At 45.2% G+C, this 23,276-nt stretch carries 24 protein-coding genes; 15 read left to right on the top strand and 9 right to left on the bottom strand.

The features are described from left to right. Nucleotides 1–140: 140 nt before the first annotated feature. The 4 genes from CXF70_RS05740 (at nt 141) to CXF70_RS05715 (ending at nt 4,241) form a co-directional block, all read left to right on the top strand. Complete coding sequence (locus tag CXF70_RS05740; RefSeq protein WP_101801892.1) at nt 141–2,210, top strand: penicillin-binding transpeptidase domain-containing protein; 2,070 nt, start codon at nt 141–143, stop codon at nt 2,208–2,210. Nucleotides 2,211–2,513: 303 nt separating this feature from the next. After that, on the top strand, nt 2,514–2,948 hold the full coding sequence (locus CXF70_RS05730) for a DUF4181 domain-containing protein (RefSeq protein WP_101801890.1): 435 nt from the start codon (nt 2,514–2,516) through the stop codon (nt 2,946–2,948). 297 nt (nt 2,949–3,245) lie between these two features. After that, nucleotides 3,246–3,725, top strand: coding sequence for a DinB family protein (locus CXF70_RS05720; RefSeq protein WP_101801888.1), 480 nt, complete (start codon nt 3,246–3,248; stop codon nt 3,723–3,725). Between the two features lie 150 nt (nt 3,726–3,875). After that, nucleotides 3,876–4,241, top strand: coding sequence for a hypothetical protein (locus CXF70_RS05715; RefSeq protein WP_101801887.1), 366 nt, complete (start codon nt 3,876–3,878; stop codon nt 4,239–4,241). A 334-nt stretch (nt 4,242–4,575) separates the two neighbouring features. Here CXF70_RS05715 and CXF70_RS05710 read toward each other — a convergent pair whose 3' ends face one another. The 3 genes from CXF70_RS05710 to CXF70_RS18125 form a co-directional block, all read right to left on the bottom strand. Further along, on the bottom strand, nt 4,576–4,965 hold the full coding sequence (locus CXF70_RS05710) for a VOC family protein (protein ID WP_101801886.1): 390 nt from the start codon (nt 4,963–4,965) through the stop codon (nt 4,576–4,578). A 127-nt stretch (nt 4,966–5,092) separates the two neighbouring features. Continuing rightward, nucleotides 5,093–5,365 carry a hypothetical protein gene (locus CXF70_RS05705; protein ID WP_101801885.1) on the bottom strand — a complete coding sequence of 91 codons (273 nt, stop codon included), beginning with the start codon at nt 5,363–5,365 and terminating at the stop codon, nt 5,093–5,095. Between the two features lie 24 nt (nt 5,366–5,389). Continuing rightward, nucleotides 5,390–5,551, bottom strand: coding sequence for a hypothetical protein (locus CXF70_RS18125; RefSeq protein WP_158241158.1), 162 nt, complete (start codon nt 5,549–5,551; stop codon nt 5,390–5,392). A gap of 277 nt (nt 5,552–5,828) precedes the next feature. On the opposite strand from CXF70_RS18125, the gene CXF70_RS05700 reads away from it, so the two are divergent. Then, nucleotides 5,829–6,719 (top strand): glycerophosphodiester phosphodiesterase, encoded by an 891-nt coding sequence (locus tag CXF70_RS05700; RefSeq protein ID WP_369916922.1) that lies wholly within the window; start codon nt 5,829–5,831, stop codon nt 6,717–6,719. A gap of 483 nt (nt 6,720–7,202) precedes the next feature. Here the strand turns inward: CXF70_RS05700 and CXF70_RS05695 are convergent, their stop codons facing one another. Next, nucleotides 7,203–7,544 (bottom strand): hypothetical protein, encoded by a 342-nt coding sequence (locus CXF70_RS05695; RefSeq protein ID WP_101801883.1) that lies wholly within the window; start codon nt 7,542–7,544, stop codon nt 7,203–7,205. 1,071 nt (nt 7,545–8,615) lie between these two features. On the opposite strand from CXF70_RS05695, the gene CXF70_RS05690 reads away from it, so the two are divergent. Then, nucleotides 8,616–9,242: a hypothetical protein gene (locus CXF70_RS05690; RefSeq protein ID WP_101801882.1), complete on the top strand. Its 627-nt coding sequence runs from the start codon at nt 8,616–8,618 to the stop codon at nt 9,240–9,242. 157 nt (nt 9,243–9,399) lie between these two features. Next, nucleotides 9,400–10,179 carry a 2-keto-4-pentenoate hydratase gene (locus CXF70_RS05685; protein ID WP_101801881.1) on the top strand — a complete coding sequence of 260 codons (780 nt, stop codon included), beginning with the start codon at nt 9,400–9,402 and terminating at the stop codon, nt 10,177–10,179. Between the two features lie 122 nt (nt 10,180–10,301). Here CXF70_RS05685 and CXF70_RS05680 read toward each other — a convergent pair whose 3' ends face one another. Next, the gene (locus CXF70_RS05680; RefSeq protein ID WP_101801880.1) at nt 10,302–11,018 is read right to left on the bottom strand and encodes a 3-ketoacyl-ACP reductase; all 717 of its coding nucleotides are present in this window, start codon (nt 11,016–11,018) and stop codon (nt 10,302–10,304) included. A gap of 161 nt (nt 11,019–11,179) precedes the next feature. Beyond that, nucleotides 11,180–11,557 (bottom strand): hypothetical protein, encoded by a 378-nt coding sequence (locus tag CXF70_RS05675; RefSeq protein WP_101801879.1) that lies wholly within the window; start codon nt 11,555–11,557, stop codon nt 11,180–11,182. A gap of 380 nt (nt 11,558–11,937) precedes the next feature. Between CXF70_RS05675 and CXF70_RS05670 the strand changes: the two genes are divergently transcribed. After that, nucleotides 11,938–12,615: a type 1 glutamine amidotransferase domain-containing protein gene (locus tag CXF70_RS05670; RefSeq protein WP_101801878.1), complete on the top strand. Its 678-nt coding sequence runs from the start codon at nt 11,938–11,940 to the stop codon at nt 12,613–12,615. A 3-nt stretch (nt 12,616–12,618) separates the two neighbouring features. After that, entirely contained in the window at nt 12,619–12,903 is a 285-nt protein-coding gene (locus tag CXF70_RS05665) for a putative quinol monooxygenase (protein ID WP_101801877.1), read from the top strand. Between the two features lie 456 nt (nt 12,904–13,359). On the opposite strand, the gene CXF70_RS05660 is transcribed toward CXF70_RS05665, so the two are convergent. Further along, on the bottom strand, nt 13,360–13,677 hold the full coding sequence (locus CXF70_RS05660) for a DUF4190 domain-containing protein (RefSeq protein ID WP_101801876.1): 318 nt from the start codon (nt 13,675–13,677) through the stop codon (nt 13,360–13,362). Nucleotides 13,678–13,722: 45 nt separating this feature from the next. Further along, nucleotides 13,723–14,019: a DUF4190 domain-containing protein gene (locus CXF70_RS05655; protein WP_101801875.1), complete on the bottom strand. Its 297-nt coding sequence runs from the start codon at nt 14,017–14,019 to the stop codon at nt 13,723–13,725. Nucleotides 14,020–14,356: 337 nt separating this feature from the next. On the opposite strand from CXF70_RS05655, the gene CXF70_RS05650 reads away from it, so the two are divergent. Further along, nucleotides 14,357–15,574 (top strand): aminotransferase-like domain-containing protein, encoded by a 1,218-nt coding sequence (locus tag CXF70_RS05650; protein ID WP_101801874.1) that lies wholly within the window; start codon nt 14,357–14,359, stop codon nt 15,572–15,574. Between the two features lie 405 nt (nt 15,575–15,979). On the opposite strand, the gene CXF70_RS05645 is transcribed toward CXF70_RS05650, so the two are convergent. Beyond that, nucleotides 15,980–16,468, bottom strand: coding sequence for a DUF2975 domain-containing protein (locus CXF70_RS05645; RefSeq protein WP_101801873.1), 489 nt, complete (start codon nt 16,466–16,468; stop codon nt 15,980–15,982). Between the two features lie 205 nt (nt 16,469–16,673). On the opposite strand from CXF70_RS05645, the gene CXF70_RS05640 reads away from it, so the two are divergent. From CXF70_RS05640 to CXF70_RS05620, 5 genes are all read left to right on the top strand, one after another. Beyond that, entirely contained in the window at nt 16,674–17,132 is a 459-nt protein-coding gene (locus CXF70_RS05640) for a hypothetical protein (RefSeq protein WP_101801872.1), read from the top strand. 158 nt (nt 17,133–17,290) lie between these two features. After that, the gene (locus CXF70_RS05635) at nt 17,291–20,050 is read left to right on the top strand and encodes a type I restriction endonuclease subunit R (RefSeq protein WP_101801871.1); all 2,760 of its coding nucleotides are present in this window, start codon (nt 17,291–17,293) and stop codon (nt 20,048–20,050) included. A gap of 168 nt (nt 20,051–20,218) precedes the next feature. After that, complete coding sequence (locus CXF70_RS05630; protein WP_101801870.1) at nt 20,219–21,802, top strand: type I restriction-modification system subunit M; 1,584 nt, start codon at nt 20,219–20,221, stop codon at nt 21,800–21,802. Then, nucleotides 21,777–22,970 carry a restriction endonuclease subunit S gene (locus tag CXF70_RS05625; protein WP_101801869.1) on the top strand — a complete coding sequence of 398 codons (1,194 nt, stop codon included), beginning with the start codon at nt 21,777–21,779 and terminating at the stop codon, nt 22,968–22,970. Before CXF70_RS05630 ends, CXF70_RS05625 begins: the two co-directional genes overlap by 26 nt. Before the next feature lie 112 nt (nt 22,971–23,082). Beyond that, a partial coding sequence (locus tag CXF70_RS05620; RefSeq protein ID WP_145990704.1) for a ParA family protein occupies nt 23,083–23,276 on the top strand: 194 nt, incomplete at its 3' end.

Raw genomic sequence — 23,276 nt, 5'->3', positions numbered from 1 at the left:
GCTCTTAGCTTAAGAAGACGACAGTGCCGGGGATCAGGTTTCCTGCAGAAAAATAAAGGATTATCAGAATTTACAGAGAATTTATAAATATAAAGAATATGGTTAATGTCGCTTGAGCAGAATTGAATGGAGGGAAACGGATGGACAAAAAGCTTCTCGGGATTTTTGCATTTATACTTTTGATCATTCTCCTTGCAGGCTGTCAGGAAGAACCGGAAGAAGAGACGACGCCGGACGAAGCGAAATCGGAAGAGACGTCGCAGGCGGAAACGCGGGCGCAGCAGTACATCGAGCTGTGGAACAACCAGGAATTTTCGAAGATGTATGGTTCCTTCCTGAATAAGGGGTCGAAAGACGTCTACGGCTCCCAAAATTTTGTGGCGTGGCAGGAAGACATTTATGAACAGCTCGGGGTCAGCGATGTCAATGTGACGTATACGCCGCCGGAAGAAGCGGTGGATTACACGGCGGACATGCCGGCGGATTTTGATATCCACGTGGAGATGGAGACGATGGCGGGGCCGGTTGAATTCGACCAGACGCTGACGCTCCTGTACGAGACCCATCAGGAGATGGAGGACTGGTTTGTCGAATGGAACCCGACGTACATTTTGCCGCGTCTTGAAATGGGCGATGAAGTCGAGGTGCGTCTGACGGAACCGGTGCGCGGTGAACTTGTCGACCGCAATGACAAACCGATTGCCGTCAACAGCGACGCGATGATGGTCGGCGTCGTGCCGCAGAATTTCAATACGCCGGAGCAGAAGGAAAAACTGGCTCGGGCACTCGAGATGGATGTATCGGAAATCGAAGCGGCCATGAATAAAAGCTGGGTGCAGCCGCATTATTTCGTGCCGATCAAACAAGTGCCGTCGAGCGACCAGCTGACCCTTGACCGCGTATTTGCGGTGCCGGGCACGAAACAGGAGCCATCGGAGTTCCGTGAATATCCGTACGGCGAAGCGCTGGCGCATCTGATCGGCTATATCGGGCCGATTACGGGCGAGCAATTGGAGCAGTTGAAAGACCAGGGCTACGGCCCGAATGATATGATCGGCCGCCAAGGATTGGAGCGGGCGCTCGAAGACCGCCTGCGCGGCAAACCGGGCATGCAGGTCATCGCCCATAAACCGGCAGCGGGCACGGATCCTGTGACACTGTATGAAAACGATGCAGGCGAAGGCGAAGTCATCAAACTGACGATCGATGCCGAACTGCAGAAATCGATATTCGAATCGATGGCGGGTGAGCCCGGTGCCAGCGCTGCGGTCGACCCGGAAACCGGTGAAACCCTGGCACTGGTCAGTTCACCGTCCTACAATCCGAACGAATTCGTGAAAGGCATCACCGGCTCACGCTACCAGGAGCTGAACGATGCCAAGAACAAACCGCTGTTCAACCGTTTTGCCGCTTCCTATTCACCGGGCTCGGCAATCAAACCGGTGACCGCGGCGATCGGGCTTGAATCAGGTGCCATCGATCCGGAAGAAGGCATCGACATCGAAGGCAAACGCTGGCAGCTGAACGGTTCATGGGGCGGCTTCCATATTACGCGCCTTCACGATGACGTCAAAAATCCGGTCGATTTGCACAAAGCATTGGTCTATTCGGATAATATTTATTTCGCGCAAAAAGGGCTGGATATCGGCCGCGAAGACATGATCGACGGCTTCAAGGACTTCGGCTTCACGGAAGATATTCCGTTCGTGCTGAACCTGCAGCCGTCGCAGATCACAAATAACGGCTCGCTCGGTTCCGACGGGCAGACAGCGGACACGGCTTACGGCCAGGGGCAGATGCTCGTCAACATCCTGCATCTCGCGGCGATGTACGAGCCGTTCCTGAACGGCGGCACAATGTACGAAGCATCGATTTTCCTGGAAGAAGACGAGCCGACCGTCTGGAAAGAAGGACTGGTGAGCGACAACCACGCGGAGCTGCTGCAGACAGCGATGCGAAGCGCCATCACTGACGGCTACGCGAAATCCGCCAATATCGGCGAAGTCGCTGTCGCCGGCAAGACAGGCACCGCCGAACTCAAGATGCGCACAGGAGACGCAGGCAAGGAAAACGGCTACTTCGTCGGCTACGACTCCGAGAACCCGAACGCCATCATTGCCATGATGATCGAAGGAATCGAAGACGAGTCGAACGGCAGTGATTATGTGGCCGGCAAAGTGGCGGGCGTGTTGAAGGCGCACAAGGAATAAAGATGTGAGGGAAGAAGCGGCTGCGGCTGCTTCTTTTTTTGGGTTTTTTGGCGAGTTGGGCATAAAACGGGTGAAGTTGGGCATATATGGGTCAAAGTTGGGCATAAATGGAGTAAAGTTGGGCATATTCCGCATGAAGTTGGGCATAAAATTTTGGGAGGCAGCGCCTGCCTTTTGTTTTCAAGATGAGATAAAACTTAATAATAGAATGACTGTATAAATCCTCCTCTTTTACCATTTTATTCAGAATACTTATGTTAAGCTTAAAGGAGACGAAATAAGAGGTAAAGGGGCAATTTATCTATGTATGCACAAGGAGGAGACCCGGATTTTTGGTGGAAGTGGCTGTTGCTGATGGCAGTTGTGATTCTTTTGCTAATGGCATTCAATTTCATCACAAGAAGAATATTCAAGGTGGAGCGGCAGAAACTCTTCTCCTATAACCATATTAATGAAAAGCATAAGAAAGTTGATTGGACAATCAGGCTTTCGACGATTGCTCTTCTGATCATAGGATTCGCTATAAACAGCACACGGAATCCAACCGAATGGTTCTGGTTTTTCCAAACCTGGTTTATTCTGCTTCTTTTTATCTTCAGTTCACAAACAGCGAAAGCAATAATGGAGCGTAAGTATGCGGAAAACAGAAACAGATATAAAGTGACAATCAGTGAAAGTGTCTTTATTATGTTCATTTTCTTAACGTTATACCTGACTGATTTCTGGGGATTATTATAATCTGTGAATGATGTTAAGGGTTATTCACCAGTCAAAACCCAAATAGATGCTTTTCGCAGGCGAAAAGCGAAAGTGCGAAAGACCGAAAACTGCCCTGGCCCAAGTGGCCCAGGCAGTTTTTTGCGAGTTGGGAATAAAAGCGGTGAAGTTGGGAGTAAACACAGCAAAGTTGGGAGTAAATCGCATGAAGTTGGGAGTATTCGGACCAAAGTTGGGAGTAAAGCAAAATAGAGGAATATCTAGCTCACACAAGGAATAGATTATTAACAACACATCAACTTCAATTGGAGGTCTCTCATGAAAATGCTGTTTCATTACAATTGGAAAGTCAGGGAAGAATGGTACGCATGGTGCGAAGGAGTCAGTGAAGAGGAATTGCTGAAGAAACGAACAGGGGGCGTCGGCAGCATCCTGGAAACGCTGTTCCACAACATCGACGTGGAATGGAGCTGGATCCGCGTGTTAAAAGGGGAAGATGATTTCAAGGAAGACTTCGAAAGCTACCGAAGCTTGGAAAAAGTGCGCGAACTGGATGCCCGGTTCAAGCCGGAAGTCGAGGAGTTTGTCGCCAATTGGGACAGCAGCATGGAAGACCGCGTGCTCGTTTCCACCGGCAAAGACGGCACCAAATACACCGATCCGTGGGGCGAAGTGATGCGGCATATCATCGCGCACGAAATCCATCACATCGGCCAATTATCGGTCTGGTCACGGGAACTGGACCGCGAACCGGTGTCAGCGGATTTGTTGGGCAGGGGATTAAGCGATAATCAATAAAGCAGGAGGGCGAAGAGTGATATCTTTGTCCTCTTTTCATATGCAAAAACTTGACGCCCATCAAGGGAATCACCACCAAACAGGCATAAGATGAAATTAAAGAACGGAACGTTTCCACGAATACATAAAAATAAGAAAGGAAGGATTCACATGTTCAGCTTATCTTTCATTCCAACATTAACCCAGGACGTTCCGTTCTTGTCACTTATGCAGGAAAATTTATGGCTGTTCATCCCGGCGATTGTCGTGCTGTGGCTGTCGTTGCTCATGCGTGTGAGAAAAGTGCTGGCGGCACAAGTGTTACTGCTGATCGGAATATTCATTGCGTGGAATATCGCTTCCGAAGCTTTATTCATCGGTATGATGGTGCTGCAGACAGCTCTCTCCATTTGGATGCTGATCCGGGTGGTCATCGAAATTGAATGGTCCTACTCGCGCCGGCTGGAGAAAACACATTTCATCCCGCGCAATATCACAAAAGGAGGGAACGCTGGCATCCGTGATTATCGGTTCTGACGTTAAAATGTTTGAGCAGTTGTTAGCTAAAAAATTATTAAGGTGTAGAGAATTTGCCAACTTCTAAATTTATTTTCAGATTTTCTTAACTTATAAAAAGGATCCTGAGATATGGAGTAAAACAGCGAAGACTCCCAGGGGAGTAGAAATGGAGTTGGTTTTCCAACTCCATTTCGGCGAAGTGTTGAGATCCACTCGGGCGAAGGGGATCAAGCCCGAGTTAGCTCAACGCAAGCCCCCAGGAAAGCGAAGCTGTTTTACGCAATATCGATTTATACGTTACTTTATTCAAAAACTAAAACGCCTGGACACAAAAATGTCCAGGCGTTTAAAATCACTCCTCCAACAACTCCATCACCGCAAAATAATTCTCTTCATCATCCGCAAAATTGAAGCTGCGGCCGATGCCCATATTCACCAGCTCGCCGGTGACCACGCCGCGTTCCTTGAAATCCGCGTACAGCTTGTCGACATTGTCCGTATAGAACATCAGCGAAGGCGTGCCCAGATTCAGCTCCGGCGACATCTTCGAAATGACTTCCTTGTCATGCAGAACAATCGTCGTCGCTGAATCCTCCGCCGGCGCAATCTCGATCCACCGGATGCCCATCTCCTCCGAACCCTCATCCGCAATCACCGTGAACCCAGCCTTCTCCGTCCAGAATTTCACCGCCTTGTCCTGATCCGCCACATACACCATCACTTGCCCGAGCTTCTTGATCAACCCAACCACTCCTTCGACAAATATCTTCTACGAAATAAAATTCGGGATGCCAATGCCAAAAACCTTCCATGAAAATAAAAAACGTCCGGACAATAACTCATGTCCCGACGTTAACCTGTTAACCTGACTAATTCTCTCTCGACAGAGCCTGCTCCGCCTTATACTTATCTTCTTTCTGCACAAAAAAGTCGTATTCCGTAGTATCCACAATCGCATTCCGCACAAACTGGTCGGCCATATGCGTGGATGAATCGTAAGTCTTAGCAGTTATTTTCAATTTCGCATCAAAGTCGATCCCTGCGCCATTCAAACGGCTCGACGCCCGGTAATAGCTGTCTTGCCCAAAAGCCGTATACACCAAATGCTTCTTCTTGAAAAATAAAAACCTGATCAAATCCATCCGATTCATCCCCTTCCGGAATATCTACCGTCTGCGCAGCTCCTCAGCAATCTGCTTCAGATATGCATTGCGTTCCTTCGTCAAATTCAGCCACATGACAATCACAAATATCGCAATTACGATTGGCAATAAAGAAAGTAAAAGTCCTATAACCGGAAATATCGTAAACATCGCGTCACCCATCATCAATCATCCCTCCTTGTACATACTATACGGCTATACTTGGAAAATGTTTCAATAGTAGGAATTTCCATCAGTTTAATAAATGATGTGAGCTTACATAAAGTTGAACAGGATTCTTTGGTTAAATTAATGTGCAAATCCAGAAATACAATATTGTTTATTTATTCTGATAATCGGAGTAGTGTTTATAAGAACAATAGAAAAGTAGTAGTTTCGTAAAAATTTAAAAAGAAGATTCTCTCTGTTTTGGCTCTCAAAATAAAACGAGGAGATGAATCCTTTGAAAAAAATTTCGTATAGTCTGGTTATTTTATTGATGTTGATCCTGGTATTTTTACTTTATTTGAATTTAAAATTTGGAAATGGGGAGCGCTCTACTCTCAATTCCAATGAAATTTTGAATGTGGCACACCGGGGTGCTTCCGGTCATGCTCCTGAGCATACATTAGCCGCGTATGAATTGGGAGAGCAGATGAAGGGGGATTTTATAGAAGTTGATTTGCAGATGACTGAAGATGGAGTTCTTATAGCCATGCATGATGAAAAGGTCGATAGGACAACTGATGGTTCCGGATTTGTAAAAGACATGACATTGGATGAAATTAAGCAGCTTGATGCCGGATCCTGGTTCAATGAAGCTTATCCGGATAAAGCTAAACCGGAATACGCAGGGCTTACAGTGCCGACTTTGGAAGAAATTATTGAGGAGTTTGGCAGAGGGTCGAGATACTATATCGAAACCAAGGGTCCGGATGTATATCCGGAAATGCAAGAAGAATTACTGCGGGTTCTATATAAACATAAATTGATTGGATCAAATGCGGCGTCCAGTAAAGTTTTGGTTCAATCTTTCAGCGCTGACAGTTTATTAGAAATGCATGAATTGGATCCTGAAATTCCTTTGATCCAATTGATTTCTTACTCAGAACCGGCAACGATTACTGATCAGGAGATATCAGTGATTAAAGAATATGCACTTGGCATTGGGACCAGTTATACGAGTATTGATAAAGAGTACGTCGAAAAAATTCGGGAAAATGAATTGTTGATTCATCCTTTCCTCGTTAATTCAAAAGCTGACATGGAACGGTTGTTGGATTGGGGGGTCACTGGCATGTTTACAAATTTCCCGGACCGTTTGGATGAAGTGCTGAAAAGCAGAGGGGATTAAAGAGATTTAATAGTAAAAAACCCGAGTGGCATTGCCGCTCGGGTTTTCAACTTATTGAGAAAGCTAGGAAACCGACATTCCACAAAACAGCTCCGCTTTCCAAAAAACGTGCTCCTGCATCGCTGCGCTAGCTTCGTCGCAAAGAGCCGGCCTCACTACCTTCGGCCAACTCTTGGCTCGCACTGAGCTAACTCGGTCTCGTTTCACTTCGTCCGAGTGGATCTCAGAACATCGCTTACTCACCTGGGAGTTTTCGCTGTTTTGTTCCATGTCTTAGAACCGCTTTCTATAAAGAAGTAATCTAACTATTTTTGTTTTCCAAGAGAATAATCACGTGTTTCTTTAGATTTAAAATGTAGCAGCAGGCGGCGAAGTGCAAAGATGTGCTCCTGCATCGCTGCGCTGCTTCGTCGCAAAGACTTGCCCTCGCAAGCCTCGGCCAATGTCTTCCCTGCGGAACGCGTCTGTCCCTGCATCGCTGCGTTAGCTTACAGACTCTTCCTCCGGCGTACCCAGCCGGTCCGTCAACGTATTGTAAATATCATCAAAATGATGCTCTTCGTAAAACATCTCGTTATACGAAGCGGAACGGATAATCGCTTCCTTATCGACTTTCACTACCTCGATCTGTACTGAATTGCTCTTGCCGGTCTCGTCAATCTCACGCCGCTTCTCCTTCGCGAACGCATCCACATCGCGCGGCTCATACTGCCGGAACGTCTCTACGACTTCATTGAACACCGATATCGTATCTTCCTCGCTCTTGAACAGCCAATAATAATCCTTCTTCGCACTCGACAGATGCAAATTCAATTGATAATGCATGTATAGTCCTCCTTCGGGAATAAAAAACCTATTTTCAGTATGTTGTTCTATACCCGATTCTGGAGGGGGAAACCTTTTATATGAAGAGAGTGGGTTGAGCACATTCGTAAGATAGAGAGGCGAAAACATAAGATAGAAAGCTGAAACCGTAAGATAAGAAATCAAAAACGTAAGATAAAATACGAAAACCGTAAGAAAGAAAAGAAAATCAGAAGACTTCGTTCGAGAAGTGAAAACACCTATTGGCCGAAACACAGGCGGGGCCACCAGCCCCGCCCACAGCAGTCCGCCACGGCGGACTGCGACCAATCAGCTCTTTGCCCTGGAGAGAGGCGATGAAAATTGGGAGTCGTTAAGTATAATGCGCTATCCGTGAGGTAAATTATTTTATACGGCACCAAAACGAGTCTATACGACACAATAATTACGCTATACGACACCATATCCATTCTATAAGAGAAAACAAAACCCCTTATTGGCCGAAAAACGGGCGGGGCTGGTGGCCCCGCCCAAAGCAGTCCGCCGGAGCGGACTGCGACCATTTAGCTCTTTGCCCTGGAGAGAGGCGATGAAAATTGGGAGTCGTTAAGTATAATGCGCTATCTGTGAGGATAATCATTTTATACAGCAGCAAAACGAGTCTATACGACACAATAAGGAAGCTATACGAACCATATCCATGCTATACGAGAAAACCCAACCCCTTATTGCCCGAAAAATGGGCGGGGCCGCAGACCCGCCCCCAGCAGTCCGCCGGGGCGGACTGCGACCGATCAGCTCTTTGCCCTGGAGAGAAGCGATGAAAATTTGGAGTCGTTAAGTATAATGCGCTATCCGTGAGGAAAAACATTTTATACGACACTAAAACAGATCTATACGACACAATAATCACGCTATACGACACCAACTCCATTCTAAACGTCATCACAAATCACAAATCACAAATCACAAATCCATCTTGAACCCTCCCTTGATTTGGGTTAAATTGGTAGAAAGGTGCTCACTCACCGACACAAGACCATACATAATTCATTGCACCAATAACAATATTGGGAAGGAACGAAAAAACACATGAAAAAGATGACGAGAGCCTTTTATTTCAGCGCAGCAATCGCCCTGTTGGCAGGCTGCGGCAACGATCCGGAGCCGGAAGTGACAGATTCCACTCCGAACGCTGCAACTGAAACGCCAGCAGAGGAAGCAGATGAAAACGCGGCAGCTGACCAAGATGAAAAAGAAGAAACAGACGACTCCGAGGCCGAAGAATCCGAGACGGCAGACGAAGAAAACACGGATGCTGAAACAGCGGAATCAGCACTGGACGCCTACTCCAGCGAACAGATCGAATACGCCAGAGTGTGGCTGCAGCTTGGGCCGAACCAGGAACTCGACGGCTTGTACGTGAAGCAAATCCCGGCGGGCACGCCGCTCAACCCCGATGATGAGACGAGCGGCGTTTATCCGGAAGACGTCATCCAGCTGGCCGGTTCGCGTCTGGTCGATGGATCCGTGACATACAGCGGCAACGGGGACGGCACGATTAATGTCTATAATGTGCCGCTGCGCTGGGACGGACAGTATCCGGCGGGGGAGGATTTCTATGAAGAAATCATCAACGACACCGAACTCGTGGCGATTGATACGGGAAATGATGAAGACGTCATACGGTTGATTGAACTGCAGGAATCCCAGCAGTAAACAAAAGCAACTCCAATCAGTAACAAAATATTTAACGCGAAATATTCTGCCAAATTAACACTGGACTCTCACCGGGAAATGAGGGATAGTTTATAGTTAAATGATGCATCCAGCAGAAATGATCATTTTTAAACCTTACTGAATTGGAGATGTGAAAATGACGAATCTTGTGAAGGAAGTTTCCGAAAAGATTACAGAAGCACATGAAGCGGGGGAGGCCACAGAATTTATCCGCCATCAGTATACGGTGGATGAACAGACGGCTTATGCTGTACAGGATGCAGTGGTCGATGCATTAAGCGCGGCCGGGCAAGGCGAGCTTGCCGGGTATAAGATCAGCATGACCAGTGCGGCGACGCAGGCGATCGCGAATACGCATGAGCCGGCATATGGAACGTTGCTGAAGTCGCACGTGCTAAAAAGTGGGGAGACGGTTTCACTTCCAAGCCTGTTTTCGCCGCTGATTGAAACCGAGATCATGTTCATCTTAACGAAAGATCTTTCTGCAGGAGCAGACGAGGAAGAGGTTTTACGGAAAAGCAAGATTGCCGCCGGTATTGAAGTTCCGGATTCCCGGTATAAAGACTGGTTTCCCAATTTCTCTTTGGCTGACTTGATTTGTGATAACACAGCGGTCGGATTGGTCGTAATTTCAGAACCTGTGTACCCGCCATCCTTCGAGGAATTGGCGAATATCCAGATGGAACTGTTTCACAACGGCGTGAAAATCAGTGAAGGAACGGCTTCTGCCGTGCTGGACAATCCCGCTTCAGCTGTTGCCTGGCTGTCCCGGAAGCTGGCGGCCAACGGGAAAGCCTTAACAAAAGGCATGGTGATTTCATCGGGCACATTCATCTCGCCGCTCGCCGCCGAAGAAGGCACATATACGGTGAAATACTCCACTTTGGGCCAAGCGGAAATCACTTTTTCAGCATAATAAAATCGCTTGTACATACTACAGAACTTTGCAGGGCTCTGCATTTATGTGCGCAAAAAAACACCTCCGAATCGGTACAAGTTTCGACTGTACCGGTTTGGAGGTGTTTTATTTATTTGAGATTAAGGATTCGTCGACCAAAGTCCAGCTGATTTCAACAGCACTCGAGGGTGCAGCTTCAACTGGGCAACCATCATCTGCGCCATATCTTCCGGCTGCATGACTTTGTCCGGATTGCCGTCCGTCAAATTAGACTCGATCGCGAGGTCAGTCGCAACGGTGCTTGGCGTCAAGGCAGTCACGCGGATGTTGTGCTTTCTGACTTCCAGCATCAACGATTCCGTGAGTCCCATCAAACCGAATTTCGATGCGCTGTACGCGCTCGTTACCGGTGCACCTTTTTGGCCCGCAGTCGACGCGATATTGATGATCTCACCAGACTCGCGCTCTATCATTTGCGGCAGAACGGCACGCGTCACATAATAAACGCCCATCAGGTTTGTATCGATAATCGCTTTCCATTCTTCCGGCGACAGTTCCATGAACTTGCCGAATTTGCCGATGCCGGCGTTGTTGATCAGAATATCGATCGATCCAAGTTCTTCTGTTATATGTTCAACTGCTGCGTTGACCGCTTCCATATCCGCGACGTCCGCCACAGCGAATACCGTTTTCACGCCGTATTGTTCAAGCTCCGCAGCCACTTTCTCCAAATTTGCCGCCGTGCGTCCGACAAGTCCGACGTTGATGCCTTCTGCTGCGAAAGCGATTGCCGTAGCTCTGCCGATCCCTTTACCGGCTCCTGTAATTAATGCGTTTTTCCCTTTTATATCTTGCATAGTGAACAGCTCCTCTAATTTCAATCAGTTTCGTCCTCTAGTGTAGCAAAGAAGGCAGGTGGAAATCCAAGTTGAGAACTTGAGAGGAATAAAAAAGACAGCAGGGTGGGGGTCTGCTGTTAGTGGAAGGTGATTTAATTGTTCATATATGGTGGAAGAAATTATTCAATCAAATTATCTCCCTCATCATAAAAGGTTAAATCAACCGGAAAAGCTCGTTCCACGTCACTTGGTATCTTCACGGATTGCAAAAATCTTTGATCATCCGATATATCGAATGTAATATCATACTCCCCGCTGAGAGCCGTTGCTAAAACATGGTCAACCGTCAAATCAGGATTTTCGCCGTATAAAATCAAATATTCTCCTTTATTGGTCTCAATGACTTGATAAGAAGAGTTAAGGAAACCGGAGCCATATCCTGCATGGTCGATCTTAAACTTTCCATTCAACCCTTTCAACAAGCGCGCATAACCGAAATCCCCATCATCCAATTGAAAAAAGATGATATGGGAAGTGGTATCCGCTATTTGTTTCACCTCTAATACTTCAGGATTAAGCTCTTCGCTGGGTGGCCGGTTCAGCCAGGTATCCAGATTGGATTGAATGGCTGCTTCATTATCTTCGATATAATATTCATTCGTATAATAAATAGAAAACCCTATAACCGCTACAGCAATTATAGCAGCGAAGAGCAGTATTATTTTGTTCAGATAAATGCCTCCTTTAGTAATGAACTTAACTTATAAACATTTCTATTCTGCTCATCTGAAACACTCTTTATATAAATTGTAAGCATAACAACCAAATAAAGGAAGTATCTTATTATCAGTATTCTTAATACACAGTTTGTTTACACCTGAAAAATTCGGGAACACTACCAGACAAGTTGATTTTTAATTTAAGGGAGGAAACATAAATGGCTAAAGTATTAGCAGTCCTATCAAGCGGACACAAAGACGAGGAAAACAATTACGAAACCGGCTGGTGGGGTGAAGAATTGTTTGCGCCGATGGAGATATTGGAAAAGGCGGGGCATGAATTGGAACTGGCTTCACCGCTCGGCGGCAAACCGACGATCGATCAGGCGAGCCTGACGGAAGAAACGGATCCACAAGGGAAGTACAAGAAAATGTATGAAGCGGGCTTGGCTGACAATACCAAAAAGCTGTCGGACATCAATCCCGAAGACTATGATGCAGTGTTCATCGTAGGCGGCCACGGTGCCATGTTTGACCTGGCGAAAAACGAGACCTTGCACAAGATTATCAATGGCGTCTACGACAACGGCAACATCGTGTCGGCCGTCTGCCACGGACCGGCTCCGTTGATCTGGACGAAACGTCCGGACGGCAAAAGCATCATCGATGGACTTGACGTAACGGGCTATCCTGAAAACGTTGAACCCGAAGGCCTTCCGGCTTTATTGCCATTCAGCCTTGAAGAAGAAATGGATAAAGTGGGGAACTACTCAGCAGACCAAAAAGTGGTCTGGGGCAATGAGCAATTATTGACGGGACGCGACCCGTTTTCCGCTGAAGATCTGGGCAACGAATTGGTGAAAGCACTGGATAAACGCAGCAAAAAGGAGGACTGAGCGATGGAACCCATCGTCGTTACAGCCATCCTGAAACCCAAGGAACATATGGAAACGCAGCTATTGGCGGAACTGAACAAAGTACAGGAAGCGTCGCGCGCTGAAGCCGGCTGCCTGCACTATGTACTCCACCAATCGATTGAAGACGACACGTTTGTCCTCCACGAAACATGGCAGGACATCGACGCGCTGCAGAGCCACATCGGCTCCGCCCATTACCAGGAATACCGCACGAATACGGCGGATCTGGTGGAAAAGCGGGAAGTCTTCAAGCTGAAGGCACTTTAAATAAATAAAACCAAATGCAGAGCTCCGCGAACGATTGCGGAGTTCTGCATTTTTTGTTGTCAGACGGAGGGGAGGGGGGAGGTGTAAATATTAAGTGAATCCGCTTATACGACACTAAAAGGGTTCTATACGATAACAAACAGAGTCTATACGACAACATCACCCGGCTATACGACAACAAATCCCCGCTATACGAAAACAACCCCATTTATTATCCGAAAAACGGGCGGGACTGCAGCCCCGCCCAAAGCAGTCCGCCCCGGCGGACGGCGACCATTCAGCTTTTTATCAGAGAGTGGGCAAAAAATGGATTCGTTAGATACAAAGGCGAAACCGTAAGATAAGACAACCAAAACGTAAGATAAAAACCGAAAACCATAACAAAGAATAAAAACAGCACCGCCGGATGACGGTGCTGAATCAATTTTAATTTGCTTCCATATAGTACTTCCAATATCAAAAAATAGACCTGAATATTATTACACCCATTATCATAAACAATTGTATAAGAATCCCGGCAATACTGAAATTGAGGCCCGCGACTGCTATGCCTCTGCCGCCTTCGCCTGTCCATGCCATCTCATTAATAGCTTTTTTGTATAACACGATACCGAAGATGCCGATAGCTATCCCGAAAAAAGGTAAAACGTATGAAAAAATATCAAAAAATAAACCGAAAAATGGCAGCGGAATTGAAAGCAGCCCAACTATTAAAGTGGCTACAGCTTTACCATTAGTCACCGAACTATTATCTGGAGGCGTGTTATCGACCATTTTTATTCTCCTCAATATTTTAATGGAACAGCTATAAAAGCGGAATTACATAATCGCCATGTCAAAGAATGCTATAGATGAAAACAGGAACCACATCAATACCATGAACAACTGTGAAAGAATCCCGACGATACTGCAGATCAAGCCGGAAATTGCCAGTCCTTTGCCGCCTTCACCAGTCAAGGCTATCTCTTTTCTCGCTTTTCGGTAGACCACCAAGCCGATGATTCCAAGAAACAGCCCCAGCAATGGGATCAGGATTGAAAGGATTCCCAACGTTAACGTAATGATCGAATTGCTGTTGGTCTCCAGCTTCCTGCTATTATAATTTTCTTCAACCAATTTAATCTCTCCCCCTCGTTCAATCTTCTATTTCTTTTCATATCTTCTTCTATTCATTGTACCAATAATTTCCATCTAATATAGAAGAATTTTAAATTTTCATTCAAATAAAAACAGCGCCTTCAACAGAAGGGGCTTAAATTTGAATTCTAAAAAAACTGCTGTGAACAGCTGCATCGGTGATTTCATTTCAACTCGAAAGCTTGTACAATGTGAGGAATAGCAAATTATACTGCTATATTTGCAATGCCAATTAAATGCATGCCACTAGTGAAGAATGCAATCTTATGAATCGAATGGAAATATGAAAAAGGATTTTCGGGTGGAGGAATAAAATATGCAACATAAATATGCAAGAAGAGCCAATGCACTGGAGCCATCTGAAATGCGCCTGATCTTATCTTCTTCGGAACGGCCGGAATTGATTTCGTTTGCGGGCGGGCTTCCGGCCTCGGAGCTGTTTCCCATCGAAGAACTGAAAGCGGCAAGCCATGCGGTCCTGACGGATCAGGGAGCTGCGTCTCTGCAATACACATCCACGATGGGGTATATCCCGCTACGACAAGCGGTGATGGAGCGAATGGAAGCCATCGGAATCCAATCGGATTTGCAGCAAGTCATGATCACATCAGGATCCCAGCAGGCGATTGACCTGACAGGAAGAGTATTTCTGGATGAAGGCGATACCGTCATCTGCGAAAGTCCGACTTATCTTGCGGCCATCAACGCCTTTAACGCCTATCATGCAAATATCGTGGACGTGGAAATGGATGAAGACGGCATGAAAATGGATGCGCTGGAGCGGTGCCTTCAAGAAAATCCGAAGGCTAAATTCATTTATACGATTCCTGATTTTCAGAATCCAACGGGCAGGACGCTTACGCTTGAAAGAAGAAAGCGGATGATTGAACTCGCCAATCAATTCGATGTCTTGATCCTGGAAGACGATCCGTACGGAGCCATCCGTTTTTCAGGAACCCCGATTCCGCCCATCAAACAATTTGATACAGAAGGACGCGTCATTTACCTCAGTTCGTTTTCGAAGATCTTTGCACCTGGCCTTCGTTTGGGCTGGATATGTGCAGAAGAGGAAATACTCGAAAAGTATGCAGGTTTCAAAGAATCCGCTGACATGCATACCGACGGCCTGGCACAACAGATGACCGCCAAGTATATGGAACTGTATGATCTGGATGCCCATATCGAAACCATCAAAGCCGTCTACAGGGAACGATGTGAAACCATGTTGGATTGCATCGCTAACTATTTCCCTGAAAACATTTCATTCAATAAACCAGAGGGCGGATTATTCATTTGGGCAGAGCTTCCTGATTCCATGAATGCCGGCGACATAGCATTGAAATGCATGGAAAATAACGTGGCATTTGTACCCGGTGCACCATTCTATATCAAAGGAGCACAAAAAAACACGATGCGGCTGAACTTCTCCAACTCTAATCCGGAGCAGATCAAAGAAGGCATGAAGCGCATTGCTGAAGTGCTGCACCGTGAATTCAGTTCAGTGAATCGACCTATTGAAGAATTAGTCAAATAAACGCTGTGACTCCAGCAGCGAGTCATATTGAAAGAGCCCCTTCCACAAAGAAGGGGCTCTTACTTTATAGATTTATAATATCGCTTCTGCGATCACTCGATCCAGCTTCGCCATGAAAATTTTCCTCTATATAAGTTGAAGTAAATAATCTGTAGCAGCCGATATTCCGCAAAACAGCTTCGCTTTCCTGGGGGCTTGCACTGAGCTAACTCGGTCTCGTTCCACTTCGACCGAGTGGATCTCAGCACTTCGCTAGAAAGGGAGTTGGAATGCCAACTCCCTTTCTACTCCTCTGGGAGTCTTCGCTGTTTTGCTCCATACCTCTGATCACTTTCTATAAAGAAATACATGCTTAAGTTTTGCGGCTGATAACATGATACACCCTTCTCTACTTCGCGAATCCTGCTATACAATCATCTCATTATCCGACCGGATACGGGCCGCATCCTTCAACAGCTTCTGCAGCAATCCAGCAAAAACCGCAACGACAATGCTGGCGAACGAACCGATAGCACCCAGCGTGATGATATGCGTAATGTCCTCACCCCGAATCAGTGCAATCGTCGCCAGCTCGCCAAGCACGATAAACACGATGACCGCATACGCGCAATACCGGATGATCTTCAGCGATTTCACCGCCAGTTCCGAGAACGCCTGGTTCCGGTCGATATAGGTCAATAACTTGAAGGCCTGATACATGGCAATAAGAATGGGAATGAAAAATACATAAGCCGATATCAAAAACGGATACTGCAGATAAGCCGTCTCCGGATGCAGCTTGGCATCCATTGCTGCCATTCCCGGCAACCCGAATACACACAAGACGAGCAATGCAAGAGCCATCAGCAGCAGGACCACTTTCAGGAAGAGCGTCAAAGCTTGTTTGCGTGTCATAGAAAACACTCCGTTCATTTGTTGGTACGTTGAATATAGCATTTAATTTATTGAATATCAATAAATAAATGTTGATAATTGAGTTCGTTGAACTAGAAAAATTAAAAATAAATTTTTAGGAAAGTAATGTAAATTTTTTGATAAATGCTATTATTAAATGAGTTATATAAGTTTTCTAAAAAATTTTGATGAGAAGGTGAAGATTGTGGGTAAAGTTATCGAATGGTTTTTAAAGAAGGCATTTCCAATCATATTAGAATTGCTTAAAGTGTACGGTGAAGAGATAGTAAGAGGTTTAACTAAAGTTATCTTTACATATATGGCTGAACGAGAGAAGAAGAAAGCGGAAGACCATTTAAATAGTGCAAAGGAAAGTTTTGCAAAAGCTGAGAAAGCTGAAACAGAAGAAGTTAAGAATAAACATCTATTTGAATATGAATTCTATAAAAAACAAGCAGAGTTAAAATCGAATGAAATAAACGAACTTGCTAAAGACTTCGCCAAAATCGAACAAAAAACAGTGAAGTTGGTGGCTGAGGCAACTTCGAAAATGAAAGCGGAAGATCTATTCGATTTAAATAAGAAAAACCAATCTATTGAATTAACTTCAAAAGAAAATTACACGGGCATAGAAACTGCCACTGACATTTCTAACTTGAAATAAACTTCCTCAAAAATTAAGTGACACATAGCTAAGGAATCAAGTCCATATGGATTTGGTTCCTTTTCTTATATTACTATAGCCTTTCATAGCAGTTACACCTCAGCTTAAATGTGGTAAAATTATCTAAATAGAATGACTACCATAAGAGGGGGATATCTATGGTACATCAAACACGAACACAGTCCGAAGCGCAGCTGGAAAACGAGATGATTGCGCAGCTCGTCAAACAGGGATTTGAACGGGTCTCAATTCCTTCCGTCCAGGAGCTTCAGGCCAATTTCCGCAAACAGATCAACCGGCTGAACGAAGAAAGACTGAATGGCCAGCCTTTATCCGATAAGGAATTTGAACGCCTGCTTCTGAAGATAGAAGGGAAGAGCGTATTTGAATCCGCGAAAATTCTTCGCGATAAAGAAATCATTACACGCGATGATGACAGCACACTATACATATTAATGTTCGACACGCAAAACTACCAAAACAACAAACTCCAAGTAACCCACCAGACAACCGTCATTGGTCGCTACACGAACCGCTATGACGTGACGCTGCTCATCAATGGTCTGCCGCTTGTGCAGATTGAACTGAAAAAACGCGGCCTCCATTTTGCGGAAGCCTATAACCAGATCATGCGCTACCGGAAAGATTCCTACGGTGGCTTATTTAACTTTCTGCAGGTTTTCGTTGTTTCGAACGGCGTCGATACGAAGTATTTCGCGAACTCTGACCGCGAGCCTATGAAGAGCCTGATGTTTTTCTGGTCGGACGATGCCAATAAACGTATCACGAAACTCGACGAATTCACCGCTTCATTCCTGGAACCGGTGATGCTGCAGAACGTCCTTTCCAAATACATGATCATCAACGAAACTGATAAGCACCTGATGGTCATGCGCCCTTACCAGATCTATGCCGTCGAGCGCATTCTGCACCAGACAATCCAGAAAGAAGAAAACGGCTATGTCTGGCATACGACGGGTAGCGGGAAGACGTTGACGTCGTTCAAAGCGAGTGAACTTCTGGCGCAGCAGGAAGACATCAAGAAAGTGATTTTCCTCGTCGACCGGAAAGACCTCGATTCCCAGACAATGGAGGAATTCAATAAATTCGAGAAAGACTCGGTAGACCGCACGACGAAAACCGGTGTCCTTGTGAAGCAATTAAAAGATCCGAACCGCAAACGCATCATCACGACGATCCAAAAGATGGCGCATGCGGTCAAAACTGAACGTTACCGGGATATAATGAACATGTATGAAAACGAAAAAGTCGTCTTCGTTATCGATGAATGCCACCGTTCTCAGTTCGGCGAGATGAATCTGCTGATCAAACGCCATTTTAAACGTGCGCAGTATATTGGTTTTACCGGCACACCGCGTTTTGTCGACAATAAATCGCAGGACGGCCGCACGACTTCCGACTTGTTCCAGGATTGCCTCCATACCTATCTCATCAAAGATGCAATCCATGACGGCAATGTTCTCGGCTTCTCCGTGGAATACATCAGCACAATGAAAGGCAAGGAAGGCGTCGATGACGTCACGAAAGTGCCTGGCATCGACCAGCAGGAATTGTGGATGGGGGATTCGCGCATCGGAATGGTTGCCGAGCACATTGCGGAGATCCATTCGAATAAAACCCATAGCAAGAAGTACACAGGCTTATTGACGGTGGAAAGCATTCCGGCAGCCATCAAATATTACGACGCATTCAAAAAGATCAATTCAGATATGAAAATCACGTCGATTTTCAGTTTTGGCACAAACGAAGAAAGTGTTGAAGGCGAAGAGCATACGCGCCATTCACTTGAGCGCATCATGCAGGACTTCAATAAAGAATTCAGCACCAACCATAATACGGAGAACTTCTCGTCATATTTTGCTGACGTCTCGAAAAAGGTGAAGACGGCACAGATTGATCTGCTGATTGTGGTCGATATGTTCCTGACCGGATTTGATGCGAAAACCTTGAACACGCTTTACGTCGACCGAAACATGCAGCATCACGGTTTGATTCAGGCATACTCGCGCACCAACCGCGTTGCAGGTCCGAAGAAGATGTACGGCAATATTGTCTGTTACCGCAATTTGAAAGAAGCGACCGACATTGCAGTTCGCTTATTCTCTCAAACCGGTGATACAGGAACAGTACTCATGAAGAGTTATAATGAATACTTGGCCGACTTTAAAGACCAATTGGATAAGCTGCTCGATGTCGCATTAACACCGGAATCAGTTGATGAACTGGAAGGTGAGACGAAACAGAAAGAATTCGTCATCGCATTCCGTGATTTGACGCGGGTCCTGACGAAACTGAAGACGTTTGTTGAGTATGATTTCAATCAGGCCGACATGGGCATCAGCGAGCAGACCTATAAAGACTTCCGCAGCAAATACCTGCATCTGTATGAAAAAGAGAAAAGTGAAAAAGAAAAAGTTTCTGTCATCAATGACATCGATTTCGAAATCGAATTGATGCAGACCGACCGCATCAATGTAGACTACATTCTCGAGCTCTTGCGCAATACGAACTTCGAGAATAAAAATGAGCGGGACGCAGCGGTTCGCCGTGCGATTAAAGAAGTCAACGAAGCATCGAGCGATGAAATGCGCTTGAAGCGCGACTTGCTGCTCGAATTCCTGAAAGGCGTCGCACCGACACTGACCAACAACGATTCCGTCGATCAGAAATACCGCGACTTCGAAAACGAGCGCCGCAAGCACGAAATCCAGGCCATGTCGCAGCAATTGCAGGTCGGGGAAGACAAGCTGGAATATTTCATGAAAGAATATGAGTTCACCGGCGTATCACCTGACCAGGAAATCAACGATGCCATCAAAGCACCATTCAAGGAGAAACGAAAACGCGTGCAGGCATTGAAGGATTTCATCTATTCGAATGTAAAGAAATATTCATAACGCTCTCTTCGCGGCACGGTGACAAACGCAGTTGTTTCTCAAATAGGGGCGGTACACCAATACCTCGCGCCACGGTGAAAAACGCAATTGTTCCTCAAATTGCGTTTTACGCGGGGGCGCAATTCGAGAGTAGTAAAAAAATATATACCCATTCAAAGGAGAACAAAAATGACAACTTCAGAAAAGCAGCGCCAGCAACAGGCTGAACTGCATAAAAAGCTATGGACGATGGCCAATGATCTGCGTGGCCAGATGGAAGCATATGATTTCAAGAACTATATTCTCGGATTGATCTTCTACCGATACCTGTCGGAAAAGACGGAAGCACGTATCGAGAAGTTCTTGGAAGAAGACAATATCTCATATGAAGATGCATGGAAAGACGAAGAGTACCGCGAAGGCTTAGTGGAAGCTTTGCTTGAAGAAATCGGTTTCGTCATCGAACCGGACTTCCTGTTTTCTACGATGATCAAAGAAATACCAAAAGGCGAACTGGGCAAATTCGATGTGGAGCTTTTACATAAAGCGATCAAAGCGGTTGAGGAATCGACACTTGGGACAGACAGCCAGCAGGATTTTGAGCATCTGTTTGACGACATGGATCTGACTTCAACGAAGCTTGGCCGTGACGTGAAATCGCGTTCGAAACTGATTGCAAAAATTATGCTGAGCATCAACGATATTCCGTTCCTGCACGATGACGTCGATATTGATGTACTCGGTGATGCCTATGAGTATCTAATTTCGCAGTTCGCGGCGAACGCAGGAAAAAAAGCAGGCGAGTTCTACACGCCACAGCAAGTGTCCAAAATCCTAGCGAAAATCGTCACACACGAAAAGTCGAATTTGAAGAATGTCTATGACCCGACTTGCGGTTCGGGTTCTTTGATGCTGCGAGTTGCCAAAGAGTCGAATGTCCGACTGTTTTACGGACAGGAATTGACAACAACCACGTTCAACTTGGCGCGCATGAACATGCTGCTGCATGACCTGCGCTATACGGATTTTGATATTCAGAATGAAGATACTTTGGAAAATCCGAGACATGTCGATATGCGCTTTGAAGCGGTTGTAGCCAATCCGCCGTATTCCGCTAACTGGAGCGCAGACGCTAAATACCTGGACGATGAACGTTTCAGCGATTATGGCAAACTGGCGCCGAAATCGAAAGCGGATTTCGCTTTTGTGCAGCACATGATCCATCAACTGGACGATAAAGGCACGATGGCTGTTGTCTTGCCGCACGGTGTTTTATTCCGCGGAGCGGCTGAAGGGGTTATTCGCAAATTCCTAATCGAAGAAAAGAATTATCTGGATGCAGTCATCGGCTTGCCGGCCAACGTCTTTTTCGGCACGTCTATTCCGACATGCATACTGGTCTTCAAGAAGAACCGCAAAGCGGGTGCCGATGTGATTTTCATCGATGCATCGAACGAGTTCGAAAAAGGCAAGAACCAGAACAACCTGACAGACGAAAACGTCGACAAAATCGTCGATACGTATAAATCGCGCGAAACGATCGATAAGTATTCCTATGCTGCGACGCTGAAAGAAATCAAAGAAAACGACTATAACCTGAACATTCCGCGCTATGTCGATACCTTTGTCGAGGAAGAACCGGTGGACTTGGAAGCGGTGCAGGTGAGGCTGAAGGAGATCGACCAGGAGATAGAGGAGATTGACCGGGAGCTTGAGGAGTATTTTAGGGAATTGGGGGTTGGTTTAGGTGAACGTACCTCAGTTGAGATTTAGTGGGTTTGATGGGAAATGGGAGAATTTCGAGTTAAAAAAGCTCGTTAAATTAGAAGGTGGAGCGACTCCTTTGAAGTCTGAAAAAAGGTATTGGCAAGATGGTCATATTCCTTGGGTCTCTTCACAAGAGGTAGGATCTAAAAAACTAGATAAGACGACATTTAATATTACAGAAGCAGCCGTTTCAGAAACATCAACAAAGATGGTTGACAAGGATACTCTATTATTAGTAGTTAGAAGCGGCATTCTTGTAAGAAAAATTCCATTATCTATAACTTCGGTTCCTATGGCAATAAATCAGGATATTAAAGCCATGATTATTAAAGATAAGAAACTTCGCCCATTATTTTTGTATCAGTGGATGAAGAAAAATGAAAAAGCGATGTTGAGTAACGTCGTTAAAGGTGGGACAACAGTTCAATCGGTTAACACTCCAGATTTGCAAGATTATTTAATAGGAATTCCAAGTATAAATGAGCAAAATAAAATTGCTGAATTCTTTGAGCTAATTGATGAGAAAATTGAAAAGCTGCAAGAGAAAATTGAAAAACTGCAGCAATTTAAAAAAGGTATGATGCAGAAAATTTTCTCGCAGGAGCTGCGGTTTAAGGATGAGGATGGTGGGGAGTTTTCGGAGTGGGAAGAGAAGAAAGTTAGAGATATTTTTGAAATTACGAGAGGTACTGTAATTGCAAAACCTAGTATTAATGAAATTAAATCTAGTACCCATCCTTATCCCGTATATTCTTCCCAAACCAAAAATAAAGGTATTTTAGGCTGGGCTTCCACTTACGATTTTGAAGGAGACTTTCTTACATGGACTACAGATGGAGCGAATGCTGGTAGAGTCTTTTCAAGGGATGGAAAATTCAGATGTACTAACGTATGTGGAGTTCTTGTAGAAAAAAAAGAAACTAAAGGTTATGCAAATTTATTACTTGCTGAAATTCTAAATTTAGAAACTCCAAAACATGTTTCTTATGTTGGTAATCCTAAATTAATGAATGGAGTAATGGGGAATATTACTATTAAAATTCCCTCTGTAGAAGAACAACAAAAAATCCATATGGCATTAACTTCTTTTGACTTTAAAATTGAAAAGGAAAAAGAAAAGTTGATGGTTCTGGAGGAGCAGAAGAAAGGGTTTATGCAGGGGATGTTTATCTGAAAGAACTTGTGGATATTATTAAGAATCGCAAAAATCAGGGTTAATATAAATTAATCCGCTAGATGTTTCATTTTTGTCTTAAACAATTAATTTTAAAAAAGGGGAAATTTATATGGAAACAACTTCTCATAACGCGTCAATAATTTCTTTTATAAATATGAAAGGAGGAGTTGGGAAAACTACACTTTGTGTCGGAGTAGCCGATTACTTAGCAAATTACGAAAATAAAAAAGTCTTACTTATAGATATTGATCCACAGTTTAATGCGACTCAAACACTGATGGACCAATATTCTAGTCTAGACTA

This window comes from Planomicrobium sp. MB-3u-38, assembly GCF_002836425.1.
Taxonomy (GTDB): Bacteria; Bacillota; Bacilli; order Bacillales_A; family Planococcaceae; genus Planococcus; species Planococcus okeanokoites.
Note: the sequence above shows the minus strand (reverse complement) of the source record. Positions and strands in the feature narration are given on the sequence as shown.